This is a genomic window from Marinobacter sp. DS40M6 (assembly GCF_028581595.1).
In the GTDB taxonomy this organism is placed as follows: Bacteria; Pseudomonadota; Gammaproteobacteria; order Pseudomonadales; family Oleiphilaceae; genus Marinobacter; species Marinobacter salarius.
Genome location: NZ_JAFCAE010000003.1, coordinates 610,782 through 630,373 on the forward strand (window position 1 = coordinate 610,782; position 19,592 = coordinate 630,373).

Annotated in this window: 15 protein-coding genes and 4 tRNA genes; 4 read left to right on the top strand and 15 right to left on the bottom strand. The window is 55.8% G+C overall.

The window, feature by feature from the left end; genetic code table 11:
* Nucleotides 1-46 precede the first annotated feature (46 nt).
* The 7 genes from clpX to JJO78_RS10440 all read right to left on the bottom strand — a co-directional run bounded on the left by clpX (nucleotide 47) and on the right by JJO78_RS10440 (nucleotide 4,361).
* The gene (clpX, locus tag JJO78_RS10410; RefSeq protein WP_007154039.1) at nucleotides 47-1,330 is read right to left on the bottom strand and encodes an ATP-dependent Clp protease ATP-binding subunit ClpX; all 1,284 of its coding nucleotides are present in this window, start codon (nucleotides 1,328-1,330) and stop codon (nucleotides 47-49) included.
* A 77-nt stretch (nucleotides 1,331-1,407) separates the two neighbouring features.
* Entirely contained in the window at nucleotides 1,408-2,043 is a 636-nt protein-coding gene (clpP, locus tag JJO78_RS10415; RefSeq protein WP_036205091.1) for an ATP-dependent Clp endopeptidase proteolytic subunit ClpP, read from the bottom strand.
* 185 nt (nucleotides 2,044-2,228) lie between these two features.
* Nucleotides 2,229-3,533 carry a trigger factor gene (tig, locus tag JJO78_RS10420; protein WP_036205090.1) on the bottom strand — a complete coding sequence of 435 codons (1,305 nt, stop codon included), beginning with the start codon at nucleotides 3,531-3,533 and terminating at the stop codon, nucleotides 2,229-2,231.
* Between the two features lie 314 nt (nucleotides 3,534-3,847).
* Nucleotides 3,848-3,932: transfer RNA gene (locus tag JJO78_RS10425), tRNA-Leu, on the bottom strand.
* A 55-nt stretch (nucleotides 3,933-3,987) separates the two neighbouring features.
* A tRNA-His gene (locus tag JJO78_RS10430) sits at nucleotides 3,988-4,063 on the bottom strand.
* Between the two features lie 94 nt (nucleotides 4,064-4,157).
* Nucleotides 4,158-4,234 (bottom strand) — tRNA-Arg (locus JJO78_RS10435).
* 50 nt (nucleotides 4,235-4,284) lie between these two features.
* Nucleotides 4,285-4,361: transfer RNA gene (locus JJO78_RS10440), tRNA-Pro, on the bottom strand.
* Nucleotides 4,362-4,525: 164 nt separating this feature from the next.
* Here JJO78_RS10440 and folD point away from each other — a divergent pair.
* Entirely contained in the window at nucleotides 4,526-5,383 is an 858-nt protein-coding gene (gene folD / locus JJO78_RS10445; protein ID WP_075196075.1) for a bifunctional methylenetetrahydrofolate dehydrogenase/methenyltetrahydrofolate cyclohydrolase FolD, read from the top strand.
* Between the two features lie 55 nt (nucleotides 5,384-5,438).
* Here folD and JJO78_RS10450 read toward each other — a convergent pair whose 3' ends face one another.
* From JJO78_RS10450 to JJO78_RS10460, 3 genes are all read right to left on the bottom strand, one after another.
* The gene (locus tag JJO78_RS10450) at nucleotides 5,439-7,619 is read right to left on the bottom strand and encodes a malate synthase G (RefSeq protein ID WP_075196089.1); all 2,181 of its coding nucleotides are present in this window, start codon (nucleotides 7,617-7,619) and stop codon (nucleotides 5,439-5,441) included.
* A 143-nt stretch (nucleotides 7,620-7,762) separates the two neighbouring features.
* Nucleotides 7,763-9,145 carry a cysteine--tRNA ligase gene (gene cysS / locus JJO78_RS10455; RefSeq protein WP_151982499.1) on the bottom strand — a complete coding sequence of 461 codons (1,383 nt, stop codon included), beginning with the start codon at nucleotides 9,143-9,145 and terminating at the stop codon, nucleotides 7,763-7,765.
* 40 nt (nucleotides 9,146-9,185) lie between these two features.
* Nucleotides 9,186-10,862: a glutamine--tRNA ligase/YqeY domain fusion protein gene (locus tag JJO78_RS10460; RefSeq protein WP_151982501.1), complete on the bottom strand. Its 1,677-nt coding sequence runs from the start codon at nucleotides 10,860-10,862 to the stop codon at nucleotides 9,186-9,188.
* 138 nt (nucleotides 10,863-11,000) lie between these two features.
* On the opposite strand from JJO78_RS10460, the gene JJO78_RS10465 reads away from it, so the two are divergent.
* Together JJO78_RS10465 and JJO78_RS10470 are read left to right on the top strand one after the other, a co-directional pair.
* Nucleotides 11,001-11,510: a peptidylprolyl isomerase gene (locus JJO78_RS10465; protein ID WP_041333789.1), complete on the top strand. Its 510-nt coding sequence runs from the start codon at nucleotides 11,001-11,003 to the stop codon at nucleotides 11,508-11,510.
* Nucleotides 11,507-12,232, top strand: coding sequence for a UDP-2,3-diacylglucosamine diphosphatase (locus JJO78_RS10470; protein WP_075196092.1), 726 nt, complete (start codon nucleotides 11,507-11,509; stop codon nucleotides 12,230-12,232). Before JJO78_RS10465 ends, JJO78_RS10470 begins: the two co-directional genes overlap by 4 nt.
* 48 nt (nucleotides 12,233-12,280) lie before the next feature.
* Here the strand turns inward: JJO78_RS10470 and JJO78_RS10475 are convergent, their stop codons facing one another.
* The 5 genes from JJO78_RS10475 to JJO78_RS10495 all read right to left on the bottom strand — a co-directional run bounded on the left by JJO78_RS10475 (nucleotide 12,281) and on the right by JJO78_RS10495 (nucleotide 17,620).
* On the bottom strand, nucleotides 12,281-12,991 hold the full coding sequence (locus JJO78_RS10475) for an amino acid ABC transporter ATP-binding protein (RefSeq protein WP_087149016.1): 711 nt from the start codon (nucleotides 12,989-12,991) through the stop codon (nucleotides 12,281-12,283).
* A gap of 95 nt (nucleotides 12,992-13,086) precedes the next feature.
* Complete coding sequence (locus JJO78_RS10480) at nucleotides 13,087-14,172, bottom strand: amino acid ABC transporter permease (RefSeq protein WP_273623620.1); 1,086 nt, start codon at nucleotides 14,170-14,172, stop codon at nucleotides 13,087-13,089.
* Nucleotides 14,172-15,359 (bottom strand): amino acid ABC transporter permease, encoded by a 1,188-nt coding sequence (locus JJO78_RS10485; protein WP_085680117.1) that lies wholly within the window; start codon nucleotides 15,357-15,359, stop codon nucleotides 14,172-14,174. Before JJO78_RS10485 ends, JJO78_RS10480 begins: the two co-directional genes overlap by 1 nt.
* 93 nt (nucleotides 15,360-15,452) lie before the next feature.
* Complete coding sequence (locus tag JJO78_RS10490; RefSeq protein ID WP_126812256.1) at nucleotides 15,453-16,478, bottom strand: amino acid ABC transporter substrate-binding protein; 1,026 nt, start codon at nucleotides 16,476-16,478, stop codon at nucleotides 15,453-15,455.
* A 260-nt stretch (nucleotides 16,479-16,738) separates the two neighbouring features.
* Nucleotides 16,739-17,620, bottom strand: coding sequence for a hypothetical protein (locus JJO78_RS10495; RefSeq protein ID WP_337251848.1), 882 nt, complete (start codon nucleotides 17,618-17,620; stop codon nucleotides 16,739-16,741).
* Between the two features lie 99 nt (nucleotides 17,621-17,719).
* Between JJO78_RS10495 and JJO78_RS10500 the strand changes: the two genes are divergently transcribed.
* Nucleotides 17,720-19,588, top strand: coding sequence for an LTA synthase family protein (locus tag JJO78_RS10500; RefSeq protein ID WP_136633814.1), 1,869 nt, complete (start codon nucleotides 17,720-17,722; stop codon nucleotides 19,586-19,588).
* Nucleotides 19,589-19,592: the final 4 nt, after the last annotated feature.

A 19,592-nucleotide genomic window follows, 5' to 3' on the forward strand; every position in this document is an offset into this window, starting at 1 on the left:
AAAAAGGGCGTTTCCGCCCTTTTTTAAACGCCGACTGACCGGAGCATTAATCTTCCGGTACCGCCTTGGCGTGGTCGCTGCTCGCATAAATCTTGAAGGGCTCGGATTGGCCGCTGATGACGCTCTCGTCAATCACCACCTTGGAGACATCATGTTCAGACGGTATCTGATACATGGTGTCCAGCAATGTCGCCTCCATGATGGAACGAAGACCACGGGCGCCGGTTTTGCGCTCCATGGCTTTGCGAGCAACAGCCCGCAACGCGTCTTCACGAAAATCCAGTTCCACGCCTTCCATGTCAAACAGCTTCTGGTACTGTTTGGTCAGAGCGTTCTTGGGCTCAGTCAGTATCTGGACAAGCGCCTCTTCATCCAGTTCCGTCAGAGTCGCCACCACCGGCAAACGACCGACGAACTCCGGGATCAGGCCATATTTGACCAAATCCTCGGTTTCGACATCCTTAATGATATCGCCCGTGTTCTTGGTGTCGTCCGGGCTCTTCACCAGCGCAGAGAAACCAATACTGCTGCGCTCTGAGCGCTCCTGAATCACCTTATCCAGGCCGGCAAAGGCGCCGCCGCAGATAAACAACATGTTACCGGTGTCCACCTGCAGGAATTCCTGCTGCGGGTGTTTGCGGCCGCCCTGGGGAGGAACGGACGCCACGGTACCCTCAATCAGCTTGAGCAGGGCCTGCTGAACGCCCTCACCGGACACATCCCGGGTAATGGACGGGTTATCAGACTTGCGGGAAATCTTGTCAATTTCATCGATGTACACAATGCCCCGCTGGGCCTTGTCGACATCGTAGTCGCATTTCTGCAGAAGTTTCTGGATGATGTTCTCGACGTCTTCACCGACGTAGCCCGCCTCGGTCAACGTGGTTGCGTCGGCAATAGTGAAGGGAACATTCAGCATCCGAGCCAGCGTTTCGGCAAGCAGGGTCTTACCACTACCCGTCGGGCCGATCAGCAGGATATTACTCTTGCCAAGTTCTACCTCGGCCTTGCCCTCACCGTAGCGGAGGCGCTTGTAGTGGTTATAAACCGCTACAGACAGCACCACCTTGGCCCGGTCCTGGCCGATCACGTATTCATTCAGCGTGTCGCGGATTTCAGCGGGTGTCGGAAGACGATCACTGGCCTCTTCCTGTGCATTTTCCTGGATTTCCTCCCGGATAATATCGTTGCACAGATCGACGCACTCGTCGCAGATGAACACCGAGGGCCCTGCAATGAGCTTACGGACTTCATGCTGGCTCTTTCCACAAAACGAGCAGTACAGCAACTTGCCGTTATCGTCGCCCCTGCCGTTTCTTTCATCTGCCATTGAAATACCTCTGAGCTTGGTTTGCCGGCGCACTCACCTCAATACGCCGGCAGGGAATGTTGCGATTACCTTCAGTATTATTTATTCGGTACACGCTTATCAAGTATAGAATCAATCAGCCCGTAGTCCTTCGCCTGCTGAGGATCCATGAAATTATCACGGTCCGTATCCTTGGCGATGGTGTCCAGCTTCTGGCCGGTATGATGGGCCAGGATAGAATTCAGGGTGTGACGGATCTTCAGAATCTCACGTGTGTGGATCTCAATATCCGTAGCCTGCCCTTGGTAACCGCCTAACGGCTGATGAATCATAACCCGCGAATTCGGCAGACAGGCACGCTTGCCCTCTGCACCGCCCGCCAGCAGAAAAGCGCCCATGCTGGCAGCTTGACCCACGCACAGCGTGGCCACATCGGGCTTGATGAACTGCATGGTGTCATAGATAGACATACCCGCAGTAACGGAGCCACCCGGGCTGTTGATGTACAGATGAATGTCCTTGTCCGGGTTCTCGGACTCAAGGAACAGCAACTGAGCCACAATCAGGTTGGCCATATGGTCTTCAACCGGGCCCACCAGGAAGATTACCCGCTCCTTTAACAGACGGGAAAAGATGTCAAAAGAACGTTCGCCTCGTGCGGTCTGCTCGATAACGATTGGTACCAGGCCGGAATTGGTAACCATTGCGGGACCATCAATTGGTGTCTGCGTCATGATGCGCGTGAACTCCTTCTGGACAATGGAGTGGCGTTTTATCGCCACCGCTTATAAATCAGCTACGCCTCGTTTTTCTTATCGCTATTACTGTGCCAGCACCGGGCCAAGATGAAAACAGCCGGACGTACCGGCTGTTCTACTTCCCAGGCATGCAGGGCCAATCTGTAATAGCCCTGCCGTCTTTAGCGCTGCTGCTGACCGGCCTGGATAGCCTCTTCGTACTTCAGCTTCTTCTCCTTGACCTTGGCCTGGTCAAGAATCAGATCAACAACCGCATCTTCAAGAACAGATGACTCGATCTGCTGCTTCTGTTCAGGGCTGCTGTTGAAATGCGCCACAACCTCTTCAGGTTGTTCATACGTTGACGCAATTTCCTGGATCTTTTCATCCACTTTAGCAGGATCTGCCTTCAGGTCGTTCTGCTTGACGACTTCCTGGAACAGAAGGCCTGTTTTCACACGGCGACGGGCCTGCTCTTCGAAGATTTCCTTAGGCAGCTGCTGGAAGTCTACCTGGCCGCCGAACCGCTGTACCGCATCCTGGCGCAGGCGATCAATCTCCTGATCCACCAGGGCCGTGGGCACATCAAGCTCGGTGCTTTCCAGAAGCCCCTCAACTACGTCATTCTTAACCTTGTTGGAGACCGCCTGCTTGAGCTCACGCTCCATGTTCTTCTGCACTTCTTCACGGAACGTGGCTTCGTCTTCAGCGTCGATACCAAATTTCTTGAAGAATTCAGCATCCAGCTCCGGAAGCTGCGGCTCCTGAACCTCGTGAATCTTGATATCGAACTTAGCCGGCTTGCCCGCCAGCTCTTCGTTCTGGTAGTCCTCGGGGAAGGTCACTTCGATTTCAAGCTCTTCACCGGCCTTGCCGCCGACGATGCCCTTTTCGAAACCGGGAATCATCTGACCTGAGCCAAGGGTCAGCTTGTGATTCTCGGCAGCACCACCCTCGAACTCTTCACCATCAACAGTGCCTTTAAAATCAATCAGCACCACATCCTTGTTCTTGGACTTACGCTTGACCGACTTCATGGTGGCCTGCTGGCGACGCAGGTTGTCGATCATGGTGTCAACGTCTTTATCGGCAATCTCAGCTTTCGGCTTCTCAACGGAGATCTTGCTGAAGTCACCCAGCTCCACTTCCGGCAGTACTTCGAAAATGGCGACGAACTCCAGGTCCTTGCCCTCTTCCATGGTTTTCGGCTCGAACTTCGGCCAACCCGCCGGGTTGATGTCCTGCTCCTGCAGCGCCTTGATGTAGTTGTCGCGCATAACCTCGCCGACAATCTCCTGACGGACACTGTCACCAAAACGACGCTTCACCACACGCATGGGCACCTTGCCCGGGCGGAAACCGTTCATCTTTACCGTGCGAGCGGTTTCCTGCAGGCGTTTCTGAACCGCCTGGTCGATTTCCTGGGCGGGCACACCGATTGTCATCCGACGTTCGATGTTGGAGGTCGTTTCAACAGACACTTGCATGGAAGATCCTCAAATTACAGGTTCGGTATGTGAATGAAAATAAAAGCTAAAATCGATTTCAGGACGAATTTCCTGAAAAGGACGCAAATTTAAAAGCGGGTAGTTTATCACGGTTTGCCGTGCCGAGAGAATCCACCTGTTACAGGCAACTTCCGGGAATATGGGCGCCCCGCTCTTTTATCTGAAACGAGAGTTGGGGATTAAAACCAAAAAAGAAAGGGGGCTATAAACATCAATGTGACAGGAATCACTCTCCAGCCACTTCTATAACCCATAAAAAAACCCCCTCAGAAATTCTGAGGGGGTTTTTGATTTGGTACCTCGGGAGGGACTTGAACCCCCACGCCTTGCGGCAATAGGACCTAAACCTATCGTGTCTACCAATTCCACCACCGAGGCAAAAAAATCGGAATTCTCAATCTAAAGGAGCTGCGCATCACTGTAAGCGGGAAAGTGGGGTGGACGAAGGGGTTCGAACCCTCGACCGCAGGAGTCACAATCCTGAGCTCTACCAACTGAGCTACGTCCACCACATCCAGACTACCGCCGGGCAGACCCCAACAGGTACTTCAGGTTAACTTTGCTGATTCGGTGTCTCCGGGACGGATCAAACCGTCTGCGGTATGGCGCGCCCGGCAGGACTCGAACCTGCGACCACCGGCTTAGAAGGCCGATGCTCTATCCAGCTGAGCTACGAGCGCATAAACCGTTCGCCCACCTGACTGTTCAATATCCTGGACTGGCCAGAAAGTGGTCGGGGTAGAGAGATTCGAACTCCCGACATCCTGCTCCCAAAGCAGGCGCGCTACCAGACTGCGCTATACCCCGTCTAAACTGAACAACAGATACCTCAGCAAAGTTGGCGCGCATATTACCGGCGCCGAACCGGTCCGTCAACACGCATTTGGGGTTTTCGCCCATCGATTGGCGACGGAGCCCAAGCATGAGACAATGCTGCGCCTTTATTTTCGCACAACCGACAAGACAAAGACATGAGCGCCAAACTGATCAACGGAAAAGATATCGCCGCCTCTGTGCGACAACAGGTTGCGGCAGGAACCGAGGCCCGTAAACAGCAGGGGCTTCGTGCGCCGGGGCTGGCTGTGGTGCTGGTGGGCAATGACCCGGCCTCGCACGTATACGTAGGCAACAAACGCAGGGCCTGTGACGAGGCGGGCATCATGTCGCTCTCCTACGACCTTCCGGAAGACACGTCACAGGAGGCCCTGGAGGCACTGGTTGACGAGCTCAACGAGAACCCTGACGTAGACGGCATCCTGGTGCAGCTTCCCCTGCCCGACCATATGGACCCAGACCCCATTCTGGTAAAGATCCGCCCTGACAAGGATGTGGACGGCTTCCACCCCTACAACATCGGCCGCCTGATGCAGCGCAAACCGGCCCTGAGACCCTGCACGCCCGCAGGCGTCATCACCCTGCTGGACAGCGTAGACACCCCTTACAAGGGCCAGCACGCGGTTATCGTCGGCGCATCCAACATCGTCGGCCGCCCGATGACCATGGAGCTGCTGCTCAAAGGCGCCACAGTCACAATATGCCACCGGTTTACCGACAATCTCGAGAAATTTGTGCGGGAAGCGGACATTCTGATTGCCGCGGTCGGAAAGCCAGGACTGATCAAGGGCGAGTGGGTCAAGCCCGGAGCAACGGTGATTGATGTGGGAATCAACCGGATGGAAGACGGCAAACTGCGTGGCGATGTGGATTTCGCAGCGGCGTCGGAGCGGGCTGCTTACATCACCCCGGTTCCGGGAGGCGTAGGGCCGATGACCATTGCCACGCTACTACAGAACACGCTCTATGCAGCGAACGAGCTACACAAGGATTAATCTGACCTCATAAAAAAACCCCGCATTCGCGGGGTTTTTTTATCACCGGCCCGGATTACTGACCGTACTTCTCTTTCGCCTTCAGACGATAGGCGTGCAGAAGCGGCTCGGTATAGCCATTTGGCTGTTCACGGCCCTTGAGAACCAGATCCATGGCGGCCTGGAAGGCAATGCTGCCCTCAAACTCCGGCGCCATGTCACGGTAGGACGGGTCGTTCGCATTCTGGCGATCAACCACCGCTGCCATGCGCTTCATGGTTTCATTGATCTGCTCTTCGGTGCAGATGCCATGGTAGAGCCAGTTAGTCAGCAACTGCGAAGCGATACGCAGGGTAGCGCGGTCTTCCATCAGGCCCACGTCATTGATATCGGGAACCTTGGAGCAACCGACACCGCTGTCGATCCAGCGCACCACGTAACCAAGAATACCCTGGGCGTTGTTGTCCAGCTCCTGCTGAATTTCTTCCGCCGACAGAGATTTCGGGTCGTCCATTACAGGCACGGTCAGGATGTCATCCAGGTTGGCACGGGTGCGACTTTCCAGCTCTTGCTGGATATCCGCAACGCTCACCTGATGATAATGGGTGGCGTGCAATGTAGCCGCTGTTGGTGATGGAACCCACGCGGTATTGGCGCCGGCTTTCGGGTGGCCAATCTTGGCTTCCAGCATACCCGCCATCAGGTCCGGCATCGCCCACATACCTTTACCGATCTGGGCAACACCTCGGAAACCGGTTTCCAGCCCGACGTCCACGTTCCACTGCTCGTAGGCCTGAATCCAGGCAGCCTGCTTCATCGGCCCCTTGCGGATAAACGGCCCCAACTCCATGGACGTGTGGATTTCGTCACCAGTGCGGTCAAGGAAGCCGGTATTGATGAATACGGCACGCTCCCTGGCGGCATGGATACAGGACTTGAGGTTAACGGTGGTGCGCCGCTCTTCGTCCATGATGCCAACTTTCAGGGTGAAGGCCGGCAGACCAAGCGCATCTTCAACACGACCGAAGAACTCATTGGTAAACGCCACTTCTTCAGGCCCGTGCATCTTCGGCTTAACAATGTAAACCGAGCCGGTGGTGCTGTTCTGCAGCTTTCCAGTGCCTTTGAGGTCGTGAATCGCGATCAGTGAGGTCATGAGGCCGTCCATCAGCCCCTCAGGCACTTCACTGCCGTCTTTCAGCAGGATGGCCGGGTTGGTCATCAGGTGACCCACGTTACGCACAAACATCAGGCTGCGGCCTTTCAGCACCAGCTCTCCGCCTTCCGGCTTGGTGTAGGCACGATCACCGTGCATCTTGCGGGTGGTTTGCTGGCCGCCTTTCTCGAAGGTTTCTTCCAGATCGCCCTTCATCAGCCCCAACCAGTTGCGGTAGGCCAGAGCCTTATCATCCGCATCCACGGCAGCGACAGAATCCTCACAGTCCATGATGGTGGTCAGAGCCGACTCCATCAGCACATCTTTTACATGCGCCCCGTCATCCTTCCCGATCGGATGGCTGGCATCGACCTGAATCTCGAAATGCATGCCATTCTTGACCAACAGCACGCCCGTGGGTGCATCGGCGCCTCCGGTGTAACCCACAAAGCCGGACTCGTCTTTCAGGCCGGTAGACTCACCGTTCTGCAACTTGACCACCAGCTTGCCACCCTCAACCAGATACTGGGCTGCGTCTTTGTGGCTGCCAGAAGCCAGCGGAGCGGAACTGTCCAGAAGGTTGCGCGCAAATTCAATGACCTTGGCACCACGAACCGGGTTATAGCCACGGCCTTTTTCGGCGCCGTTTTCCTCGGAGATCGCATCGGTGCCGTACAGCGCGTCATAAAGGCTACCCCAACGGGCGTTGGCAGCGTTCAGTGCAAAACGGGCGTTCATCACCGGAACCACAAGCTGGGGACCCGCCATGGTGGCCACTTCCGGATCCACATTTGAGGTGGAGATTTTGAAGTCGCCAGGCTCATCAACCAGGTAGCCGATATCCTTCAGGAACGACTTGTACTCGGCCATGTCGAGCTTCTGGCCCTTGTGGTCACGATTCCAGGTGTCCATTTTCTCCTGGATGTCGTCGCGCTTGGCAAGCAGCTCTTTGTTGCGGGGAGCCAATTCGTGAACAATCTTGTCGAACTCGGCCCAGAATTTGTCAGCGTCGACACCCGTGCCCGGAATTGCTTCGTTATTAACGAAATCGAACAGGTTCTTTGCGACCTGAAGGTCGCCGACTTGTACGCGTTCTGTCATCGTTGTTTGCCTCAGTGGGTTACTGTATTCCCTGCCCTTTTTACGGGTTTACCCGTCAGGGCCGTTATAATTCGAGGGCGGTATTGTACGGGAATTTCCCTACAAGGTCATTCCCGCGCCAACAACACGACCTTTGGTTGACATCATCCCCTGCGCCAGCTGGTGCCTTCGCGACTGTCGTCCAGGATAATGCCTTTATCGGCCAACTCATCCCTTATACGGTCCGCCTCGGCGAAATCTTTCTGCTTCCGCGCATCGGCTCGGGCCTGGATCATCGCCTCAATGTCGTCTGCACTGAGCTCGCCGCCAGTGTCGGCCTGGAAGTAGGCTTCCGGGTCCTGCTGCAACAAACCCAGAATACCCCCGAGCCTTACAAGCACTGCCGCTTGCTGGTTAGCCTTTTCGTCGCGCCCTTCCCTGCGGTCCAGGTTGATTTCATTAGCGACAGCATGAAGAACCGCAATGGCTCCTGCGGTGTTGAAGTCGTCATTCATGGCCTCGGCAAAACGCTGGTCGTGTTCCGTTTCCGCCACGTTCTTGGCCGGCACCAGACCACGCAGGGCATGATAGAGCCGGGTGAGCGTACGCCCTGCTTCCGCGAGATTTTCTTCCGAGTAATCCACCTGACTGCGGTAATGACTGGACACCAGGAAGTAACGCACCACCTCCGGCGCATACTTCTCAAAGATCTCACGGATGGTGAAGAAATTGCCCAGGGACTTGGACATTTTCTCCTTGTTCACCCGAATAGCACCGGCGTGCATCCAGGTGTTCACGAATGTGTGACCATTGGCACACTCGGACTGGGCAATTTCATTCTCATGGTGCGGGAACAACAAATCCGGCCCGCCGCCGTGGATGTCGAAGGTTTCGCCGAGGCAGCGGTTAGACATGGCGGAACATTCGATATGCCAGCCTGGACGGCCATCTCCCCAAGGCGAAGGCCAACTTACCTCACCCTCTTTGGCGGCTTTCCAAAGCACGAAATCCGCCGGGCTGCGCTTGGCTTCCTGAACATCCACCCTTGCGCCAGCCACAAGGTCTTCAAGCTTTTTCTTGCTGAGTTTGCCGTAATCGGAGTACGACTCTACGGAGAAGTAGACGTCGCCGTTATCGGCAGCATAGGCATGACCGCCTGAAACGAGCTTGTGGATCATGGCCACAATGTCATTAATGTATTCGGTCGCACACGGCTCCTCTGTAGGCGACAAAACACCCAGCTTGGCCTCATCCTCGTGCATGGCCTTGATCATGCGCTTGGTGAGGTCGCTATAAACTTCGCCATTCTCGTCAGCCCGGCGCAGGATCTTGTCGTCGATGTCGGTGATATTGCGCACGTATTGGACATCGTAGCCGCTGTGACGCAGGTACCGCGTGATCACATCAAACGCCACCAACACCCGCGCATGCCCCAAATGACAGTAGTCATATACCGTCATGCCGCAGACATACATGCGAACCTTTCCTGGTTCGATCGGCTGGAACTCTTCCTTTTGCTGACTAAGGGTGTTGTAGATTCTAATCACGCTACGCTCGTTAAATAATTGAATGAATGTATCACCGAACTTACTTGCCCTTGCCCCAGGAATCCCTGAGGGTCACGGTACGGTTAAACACCGGACAGCCTGCTGCCTCAGTCAGCTCCTGATCGCAGAAGAAATACCCCTCACGCTCGAACTGATATGGCAAATCAGTACGGGGCTGGGCCAAACTCTTCTCTACTCTGGCGCCTTTGAGGACCACCAGAGATTCCGGGTTGATCAGGTCCACAAAGTCAGTCTCTTTATCACTGTCCGGCGACTCATGGTTGAACAGGCGGTCGTATTGATTGATATCCGTCTCAACGCTGTCAGTGGCCGACACCCAATGAACGACACCGTTCGGTTTGTAGCCTTCGGGGTTAACGCCGAGGGTATTGGGATCGTACTCGCATTTCAGTTCAACAATCTCACCGCTGTCGTCACGGATAACCTCACGGCAGGTCATGACGTATCCGCCACGCAGACGCACCGCCTGATCCGGAGCAAGACGTTTCCATTTACGGGGCGGTTCTTCCGCGAAATCTTCCCGGTCGATGTACAGGGTCTGGCTCCAGGTCACTTCACGCTCGCCCATGTCCGGGTTCTGAGGGTGAACCGGCAACACCAGGGTTTCGGTCTTGTCTTCCGGGTAATTGGTCAGTGTCACCTTCAACGGCCGCATTACGCACATGGCGCGGGGCGAACGGGTGTTCAGGTCTTCGCGGATGGCGTGCTCCAGCATCCCCATATCCACAGTGCCGCCGGCCTTGTTGACACCGATCATGTCACAGAAGGTACGGACGGACTCCGGGGTATAACCACGGCGGCGCATTCCGGAGATGGTGGGCATGCGTGGGTCATTCCAGCTATCCACAAAGCCTTCGTCCACCAAACGCTTGAGTTTGCGCTTGCTGGTGATGGTGTAATTGAGATTCAGCCGGGCAAATTCGATCTGCCGTGGCTGGCAGGGAGCTGAGATGTTGTCCAGCACCCAATCATAGAGCGGGCGATGATCCTCGAATTCCAGTGTGCACAGGGAGTGCGTAATCCCCTCCATGGCGTCGGAAATCGGGTGGGTGAAGTCATACATCGGATAGATGCACCATTTATCGCCAGTCTGGTGATGGTCGGCATAACGAATCCGGTACAGAATCGGGTCCCGCAGATTGATGTTCGGGGAGGCCATATCGATTTTGGCGCGCAGCACCAGCTCACCGTTCTGATACTTACCGGCGCGCATATCGCGGAACAGCTGAAGGTTTTCTTCCACCGGCCGGTCACGATAGGGGCTGTTCTGGCCCGGTTCTTTAAGCGTACCCCGGTACTCGGCCATCTGATCGGCAGTCAGCGCGCACACATAGGCTTTGCCCTTTTCAATCAACTCAACGGCAAAGTCGTAAATGGCGTCAAAATAGTCCGAAGCGTAGCGAACCTCTCCGCTCCATTCACAACCCAGCCAATGAACATCCTTCTTGATGGAGTCAATATACTCCTGGGATTCCTTTTCCGGATTAGTATCATCAAACCGCAACGTGCATTCACCGCCAAAGGTTTCCGCAATGCCGAAATTCAGGCAAATGGATTTGGCGTGGCCGATGTGCAGGTAACCATTCGGCTCGGGCGGAAAACGGGTCACAACCTTACCCGTGTGTTCGCCTTTGGCAACGGCGTCTTCGATCAGGCTCTGGATGAAGTTATGGGCTTTCTTGGACTCGGCGCTCATACAATCTCAATCGTAGGGTGTGTATCTGAAACCGCGTATTATACTCACAAATCATTGCCTAACTCATGCACGCGTACAAACTCTTCAGTACAATAACAGCCACGTTGCTTTTAATACCTACTTGAACAGGAAACCCTGATGATTCTGCTGAAAACCTCCCACGGTGACATCACTCTGGAACTGGATTACGACAAGGCCCCCGAGACTGCCAAAAACTTCGAACAGTACGTTCGCGACGGTTTCTATGACGGGCTGATTTTCCACCGTGTCATCAGCAACTTCATGATTCAGGGTGGCGGCTTTGAACCGGGGATGACCCCGCGAAAGACCCGCGAGCCCATTCAAAACGAAGCCAACAACGGCCTCAGCAATATGCAGGGCACCGTTGCCATGGCCCGCACCATGGACCCGCACTCCGCCACGGCGCAGTTCTTCATCAACGTCGAGAACAACGGCTTCCTCGACCACACCGCCGAGAATGCCGAAGGCTGGGGCTACTGCGTTTTCGGCAAGGTTGTGGAAGGCATGGAAACCGTTAATGCCATTCGCGCGGTGCGTACCACTATGCGTGCAGGCCATCAGGATGTGCCTGCAGAAGATGTGGTGATCGAGAAAGCCGAAATCACAGGGGACGGAGGCGCGGCGTGACCACGCTGTTCATCTCAGATTTACACCTGGAAGAGTCCCGCCCGGACATCACCAACGCGTTTTTGGGATTCCTTGAAGAGAAGGCCCTAGGGGTGGAGCAACTCTACATTCTCGGCGACTTTTTCGAAGCCTGGATTGGCGATGACGAGCGAACGCCCCTGCAGGAGCAGATTGCGGCGGCACTGCGCGCGGTCAGTGACTCGGGCACCAGGTTGTACCTGATGCACGGAAACCGGGACTTTCTGATTGGCGAAGATTACTGCAACCGAATCGGCGCCACTCTACTGGATGACCCAACGGTGGTGGATCTTTACGGCACGCCTACCCTGCTAATGCACGGTGACAGCCTGTGTACCGCGGATGTGGAGTACCAAAAATTCCGCGCCAACATGCGCAACCCGCAATGGCAGCAGATGATTCTCCAACGACCCCTGGCCGAACGTCAGCAGATGGCCCGTCAATTACGGGAAATCAGCATGGCCAAGAACCAGGGCAAGGAAGAGTTCATTATGGACGTCACCGCGGATGAGGTGGTGAAGGAAATGGAGGCGCACGGGGTGCAACGACTGATCCACGGCCATACCCACCGTCCGGCGGTTCACGAGCTGGAGGCAGGCGGTAAGCCGGCAAAGCGGATTGTGCTGGGAGACTGGGACGAGAACGTCTGGTGGCTGGAGGTAGAACCGGACAAGGAACCGGTTCTTACCAAACAACCACTGTAAAAAGAGCCGGGCGACGCCCGGCTCTTTCCGTTAGGTGTTGCAGGCCGTTCAATGCTGCAGGATTTGCTTCAGGAACTTCTGGGTTCTGGGTTCCTGCGGGTTGTTGAAGAAATCGTGAGGCGGCGCCTCTTCAACGATTTCACCGCCGTCCATGAAGATCACCCGGTCAGCCACCGTCTTGGCGAAGCCCATTTCATGGGTGACGCACAACATGGTCATGCCGCTACCGGCCAGTTCAATCATGACGTCCAGCACCTCCTTGATCATCTCAGGGTCCAGCGCGGACGTCGGCTCGTCAAACAGCATGATTTTCGGCTTCATACACAGCGCCCTGGCGATAGCCACCCGCTGTTGCTGACCGCCGGAAAGCTGGCCTGGAAATTTGTTGGCCTGGTCCGGGATCTTTACCCGCTCCAGGTATTCCATCGCCGTGGCCTCGGCTTCCTTGCGCGGCGTTTTCCGCACCCAGATCGGTGACAGGCAGCAGTTCTCGAGCACCGTCAAATGCGGGAACAGGTTGAAATGCTGAAACACCATGCCAACCTCTCGCCGGACGCTGTCGATCTGGCGCACATCGTCCGTCAGTTCCACGTCGTCGACAATGATCTTGCCCTGCTGATGCTCTTCCAATCGGTTAATGCAGCGAATGAACGTGGATTTACCCGAACCGGATGGGCCACATATAACGATCCGCTCACCGTGGCGGACTGTCAGGTTGAGGTCCTGCAACACGTGGAAATCGCCGTACCACTTGTGCATGCCCTCCACCCGAATAATGTCGGACTTGCCAACGTCTGAGGACGGTGACGATTGTGTTTCAGGAGTTTGCGTTTGTTCTGTCATTGGTTTACCCATCAGGTTCTGTGACCGGTATCGAGTTTGCGTTCAAGGTTCTGGCTGTATCGGGAGATGCCGAAGCAAAACACCCAGAAACAGAACGCCACAAAGACATACCCCTCCACAGCCACGTTCTGCCAGGCGGGGTCCGTAACCGTCGATTGAACGGTGCCGAGAATATCGAACAGCCCGATAATCAGCACCAGCGTTGTGTCCTTGAACAACGAGATAAACGTGTTAACGATGCCAGGAATAACGAGCTTGAGCGCCTGGGGCAGGATAATCAGTCCCATTTTCTTCCAGTACCCAAGGCCCAGCGCACTGGCGGCTTCGTACTGTCCACGGGGAATGGCCTGCAGGCCGCCACGAATGACCTCCGCCATATAGGCGGACTGCCAGAGCGTGATGCCGATGAGCGCGCGCGCCAGCTTCTCGAAGTTCATACCTTCCGGTAGGAACAACGGCAGCATCACCGAGGCCATGAACAGTACCGTGATTAACGGAACTGCTCGCCACACTTCGATGAAAACCACACAAAGCCCACGGATGATCGGCATCTCGGAGCGACGTCCCAGTGCCAGCAAGGTGCCAATCGGCAGCGAGGCAATGATGCCGATATACGCCAGAATCAGCGTCAGCATCAGCCCACCCCACTTCGAACTCTGAACCTCCTCCAGGCCAAATACGCCACCCGGAACCAGGAAGTAGCCGACAATCGGCAGCCCGGTCAGTCCGAACAACCCCAGCCATTTACGGCCCGGAAAGCGTTCAATGAACTGAGGCGCGAAAGACAGTGCCAGCAGGCCGAACATAATGTCCACGCGCCACTGGAATTCCTCGGGGTAGAACCCGTAGATAAAGAAATTAAGCCGCTGATTGATAAACAGCCAGCAGGCCCCCGCTCCGGTACAGTCACTCGGGTCACTGCCCTGGAAGTTCGCATCCAGCAATACCCAATTGAGCAAGGGACCCACGCTGGTCACGATCAGGTAGCCCACCAACAGGGTCAGAATCGTGTTGTGCCAGCTTGAAAACAGGTTCTCCCGCGCCCACCGGACAGGATCAATGCGTTTTTTCGGCGCCTTCATGGTTGACTCAGCCATCATCGCTCCTTAATCGCTACAGCCCGGTTATAGATATTCATAAACAGGGAGATCAACAGGCTGATGGTGAGATAAACAGCCATGGTAATGGCCACAACTTCCACGGCCTGGCCGGTCTGGTTCAGCGTGGTTCCCATGAACACCGCGACCAGATCGGGGTAACCGATGGCCGTGGCGAGTGAGGAGTTCTTCACCAGGTTAAGATATTGGCTCGTCAACGGCGGGATAATCACCCGCATCGCCTGGGGAATCACCACCAACCTGAGCGTAAGACCATTCGGAAGGCCTAGTGCCTTCGATGCCTCAGTCTGCCCCTTGCTGACCGAGAGGATGCCGGACCGAACGATTTCCGCGATGAAGCTGGCGGTGTACAGGGACAAGGCAATCCATAGCGCCGCCAGTTCCGGAATGATGGAAATGCCACCACCGAAATTGAAGCCCTTCAGTGCTGGCAAATCCCATTCCAGGGGCTGACCGGCGAGGAGGTACGACACTATCGGAACCAGAACCAGAATGCCCACGCCCACCTTGAACGTTGGGAAAATCGCTCCGGTCGCCAGTTGGCGCCTCTTGGCCCATATACGAATGCCAATGACGGCTGCAATGGCCGCGAGAACGCCTCCCCACACCAGACCAAAGCCATCCTGAGTCACCGGCTCCGGCACATACAGGCCACGATTGTTGAGGAAAAAAGCTCCGCCGACGTCCACACTCTGGCGCGGTGAAGGCAGGCTGCTGAGCACCGCAAAGTACCAGAAGAAAATCTGCAGCAGCAGGGGGATGTTGCGGATCACTTCGATATAAGCCAGAGAGACTTTGGCAACCAGCCAGTTACTTGAAAGCCTGGCGACACCGATGATGAAACCGAGGATAGTGGCGGTCACCACACCCATTGCCGATACCAGAAGGGTATTGGTCAGGCCGACCCAAAAGGTTCGACCGTACGACATGGTGGCGTCGTAAGGGACCAGGCTCATGATGATGCCGAACCCGGCTGATTCATCAAGGAACCCGAAACCGGTGCTAATGCCACGGCTTTCCATATTGGAAAGCGTATTGTCGATAAGAATCCAGCCACCCCAGAAGACGAGGGCAATGGCTACTACCTGGAAAAAAATAGCGCGAACCCGCGGGTCGTACCAGGGCTTTGGCCCCGCAGGTTTGGAATCAAAGGTTTGTTTTTTCATGCATGTTCCCGGAAAGCTAGCCCGCGACGAAACGAATCACAGATGTCAGTGGGCGGCTCCAACGGGAGCGCGCCCACTGGGTGCTTTCAGGTATTAACGTACCGGAGGCGCGTACATAACACCGCCTTCGGTCCACAGGGCGTTGATGCCCCGCTCCAGGCCAAGCGGAGTGTCCGGGCCTACGTTACGATCGTACATCTCGCCGTAGTTGCCGACCTGTTTGATGGCCTTGGCACCAAAATCATCCGGCAGACCGAGTTTGGCTCCCATATCACCGTCAGTGCCCAGCAGACGCTGGATGTTCGGGTTGTCAGACTTCAGCATGTCATCAACGTTGGCGCTGGTAACGCCCAGCTCTTCAGCGTTGATCTGTACCGACAACACCCACTTCACGATATTGAACCACTGGTCATCGCCCTGGCGTACGACCGGTCCAAGGGGCTCCTTGGAGATGGTGTTGGGAAGGATCTTGGCGGAATCCGGGTCGGACAGTTTGGAGCGAAGTGCCGCAAGCTGTGAACGGTCTGAGGTCAGCACGTCACAACGACCGGACGCAAAGCCCTGGACCGTCTGTTCAGAGGTGTCAAATACAATGGGCTTGTATTCCATGCCCTTGGCGCGGAAGTAATCCGACAGGTTGAGCTCGGTGGTTGTACCGGCCTGGATACAGACAGTCGCACCGTCCAGTTGGGTGGCATCGTCCACGCCAATGCCCTTGTTCACCAGGAAGCCCTGACCGTCGTAGTAGTTAACACCGGCAAAGTTGAGACCCAGCGATGCATCCCGGGTAAGCGTCCACGTGGTATTACGGGACAACATGTCTATTTCACCCGACTGGAGTGCGGTAAAACGCTCTTTCGCGGTCAAAGGCGTGAACTCGACCGCCTTAGCGTCCCCAAAAATCGCTGCGGCTACGGCACGACAGGTGTCGACGTCTATACCGGTCCAGTTACCTTTGTCGTCCGGCTGTGAAAACCCCGGAAGACCACTTGTTACACCACACTGCAAATGCCCTTTTTCCTTGACGCTTTCAAGCGTCGTAGCCGCACTAGCAACCGAAGCGGTAAAAACTCCACACAGCATGGCTGCGCCGACGGCAATCGACTTGGCGTTCTTCATTATCTTATCTCCAAAATTCCGTTGGTTAGAGGTGCACTGAATATGAGCAATTTACGAGCCAGATATACCAACGTGTTGATTTATAGTATTTGTTTTATCAAACAAGCAGCCTCGAATACTGTCTTCAACCTCTACAGGCCACAACTTTGTGCAGCGAATGCCTCACATCAGCACGCGCTGACAGACCATAGGGCAGGCAATTTCTCAACCACTTCCCTATAAAGTAGAAGGCGTTCGCCAATTGGACCAGTTTTCACGAATTATTTTGGTGCGACCAAAGTATGATCCGGCTCCCGATAGCTTTCCAAACGACTGAGCCAGCCCGCCAGCCAGCGCTCTCGTTCGATCGGAGCGTCGGCGTTCCCGGCCCGACGGGTCAATACATAGGCGGCTGCGCTTCGGAATCGGTCAAGGGTCGGCCGGTCATCGCCTTTCATGGCAAGAAGGACCTGTAACAACCCCCATCCTTCACCGTTGTATTGCTCCGTGGCGGACAACCCCTCCCCCTTGAAGTTCACATAGTCAATGACGGCATAAACCCCGCCGGACGTGCTGACCAGTTCCTCAAGATGCCGCTTTACACGTGCTCGTTGGGCGTCAGGAGCTGCCTGAATGACGCGTAACAGGGAGCTACTTGCCCGCTGGACAATAAAGCCGGCCTGGAGATCCCGGGTCGCCAGCAGAAACTCCCTCAGCTCAGCAACACGCGCAGAATCTGCTACCTCGAGAAAAGCGGCTCTGTCGGGCCATGGCGCGTCAAATGGATCCAGCCGTGCAAGCCAGCGGGGCAATGGTGCGTCACGCTTGGCCATGTACCGAATCAGTGCGGGAAAGCTTTCTACGAACCGCCCCTCCACTGCCGACGGATACCAGATAAAATGCCCGATACCGAGCGACGGAAAGGCTTCCCCTTTGTTCCAGTGCACAAGGCAGGCTTTCTTCGCAGAACATTCATTACGAAAAATCTGCTGCCCTACCCAGTCGAGTTCAGCGTCACTTAGCATAATCGTAGGTGCGCTTAGGTCCTGCACGCTTGTCGATTCTGCTCCCGCAGGCGGGGGATCCTTTTCATCGGAGCACCCTGACAGGGTAAAAATGATCAGCCATCCGATTACCAGTGATTCATAAACGTTCCGCGACATTGCCAGCCTCCAGCCGGTAGCGATAACCTGTTTGTTTGGCGCCCGGCCATTCACGCCAATGCTGACGACCTCAACCGCCGCTCGATACCGGACCACACTATGACATTTTTCTCTGGGCTCATGGCCAGACATTTCCGCCAGACACTGGTTTTGGCTTTCTGCTGGCTGGTTGTCGTCAGGGCGAGCTATGTGCTGCAAAGCGGTGTCGTTCCCGATCCGCTGGCAATGATTGCCGGCGACCTGGCCGGTGCGTTTGTTCTCGCTGTTTTGCTGTGCATCACCAGAGGCATTTCCAGGGTTATTTTGGTCGTGGTTCTGGGATGCGCAACGTTTGTTGCCGGTATGCACCTTACCGTTCACGGAACCCTGTTCCAGCTGTCACTGATTGGCAAGGGCGTTGATCCGACCTTTGTGACTGGCAGCCTGATCAACATTCACGCGCTTTGGCTTCCCGTCTACCTTTCCCTTGCCTGGATTCTTCATTGGCAGCACCGTCGTATCGACACAGAAGCACTGCCGGCGGGCAGGACCGGGCAGGTGGTGGTTGCGGTGCTCGTGGCCGCGGTCTATGGCGTGTCGTTCCAGAGCCTTACAACGCCCGCAAACAACGTTGTCGCCAGCTTCTTCGCCCAGATACCAGGGGCGATCATCGGGCCACTCGCCCCAGCACTATCCACGGAAGACGAGGAGCTCAACGGGTCTGAAAAGGCCCTGAAAACATTGCAGACGGCGAGTTTTTTTCGTCACCAGGTTGCCGCCCCCATTGTGAGGGACCACCCCAACGTGCTGCTGGTCATGATTGAGGGTATGTCCGGCGGCTATTTCCCAAGCCTGAGCCGCTATCACGATCTCGACCCAACCGTTACCCTGGCCAGCCTTGAAGAAAACCTGCGCCGTCATGGATTTCGTATCTACCGGAATTCGCTGAGCATGGAGCGCCAGACAGATCGCGGCACCTTTGCCATCTTGTGTGGCGAATACCCGGACTTCCGCCGGCAATCGCGGAAAATGGTTGATGTAGCTGAAGGCCGGGTTGTGGTGGACTGCATGCCCAAACATCTGAAGGAACATGGCTACCACACGGCCTACTGGCAGGCCGCGCCGTTGGATTACATGCAAAAGGGTGAGTTCATGCCGCAGGCCGGATTTATCGACGTCACCGGCGCAACGATCTTCAACGGCCCCGAAGAAGAAGTGGAAGGTTGGGGGCCACCTGATCCGATCTATTTCAGCAACGTTGCAAAGCGTCTGCGACAGCTTGATGAGAAGCCCGGCCCGTGGATGGTCACCCTGCTGAACGTGGGGACCCATCACCCGTTTAAAATCGGAAAAGAGCCGGAGCAACAACCACTGGATGACGAATTGAGCACCGAGGACATCACACCAGAGCCTCAGGAGGCGCGCAAGAAGGCCATGAGAACCATGGAAGATGCCTTGAATCGGTTTCTTGACGACCTGGCGTCCGACGGCATTCTTGACGACACTTTAGTCATTATCACATCGGATGAGTCCGGCGGATTCATTCGCAAGGATCATGAATCCGTGCCTCTGAACAGCAACGTTGGTGTGCTGGCGATACGTCCTCCGGACAGCGATTCACTCGAAGATTACGCCAATCGCGACCAGATCGTGGCGCAAATCGATATTCCACCCACCATCCTGGATGCAACGGGGCTCGGAACAGAGGCCGGCGACATGATTGGCCGGAGCCTGATGGTCAAGCAACCGAAACAGCAACGCGACCTGCTGTTGGCGGACACCTATACTGGGCTCAAGTATTTCCTGAGGGAATCGGGGCAGCTTCTGAGCTGCAGCGAACTGATGACCGACTGCACCACTTGGCGCTTTAATCCGGAGCGGCTGTTTGGCACGCTTGAGGCGACGAATGCCGAACCATTCCTGACGTTCGATGAGCGCACGGCATTGTTCAACAGGGCAGCCCTCATGAAGCCCGCAGAGGACCCCTGAGCTT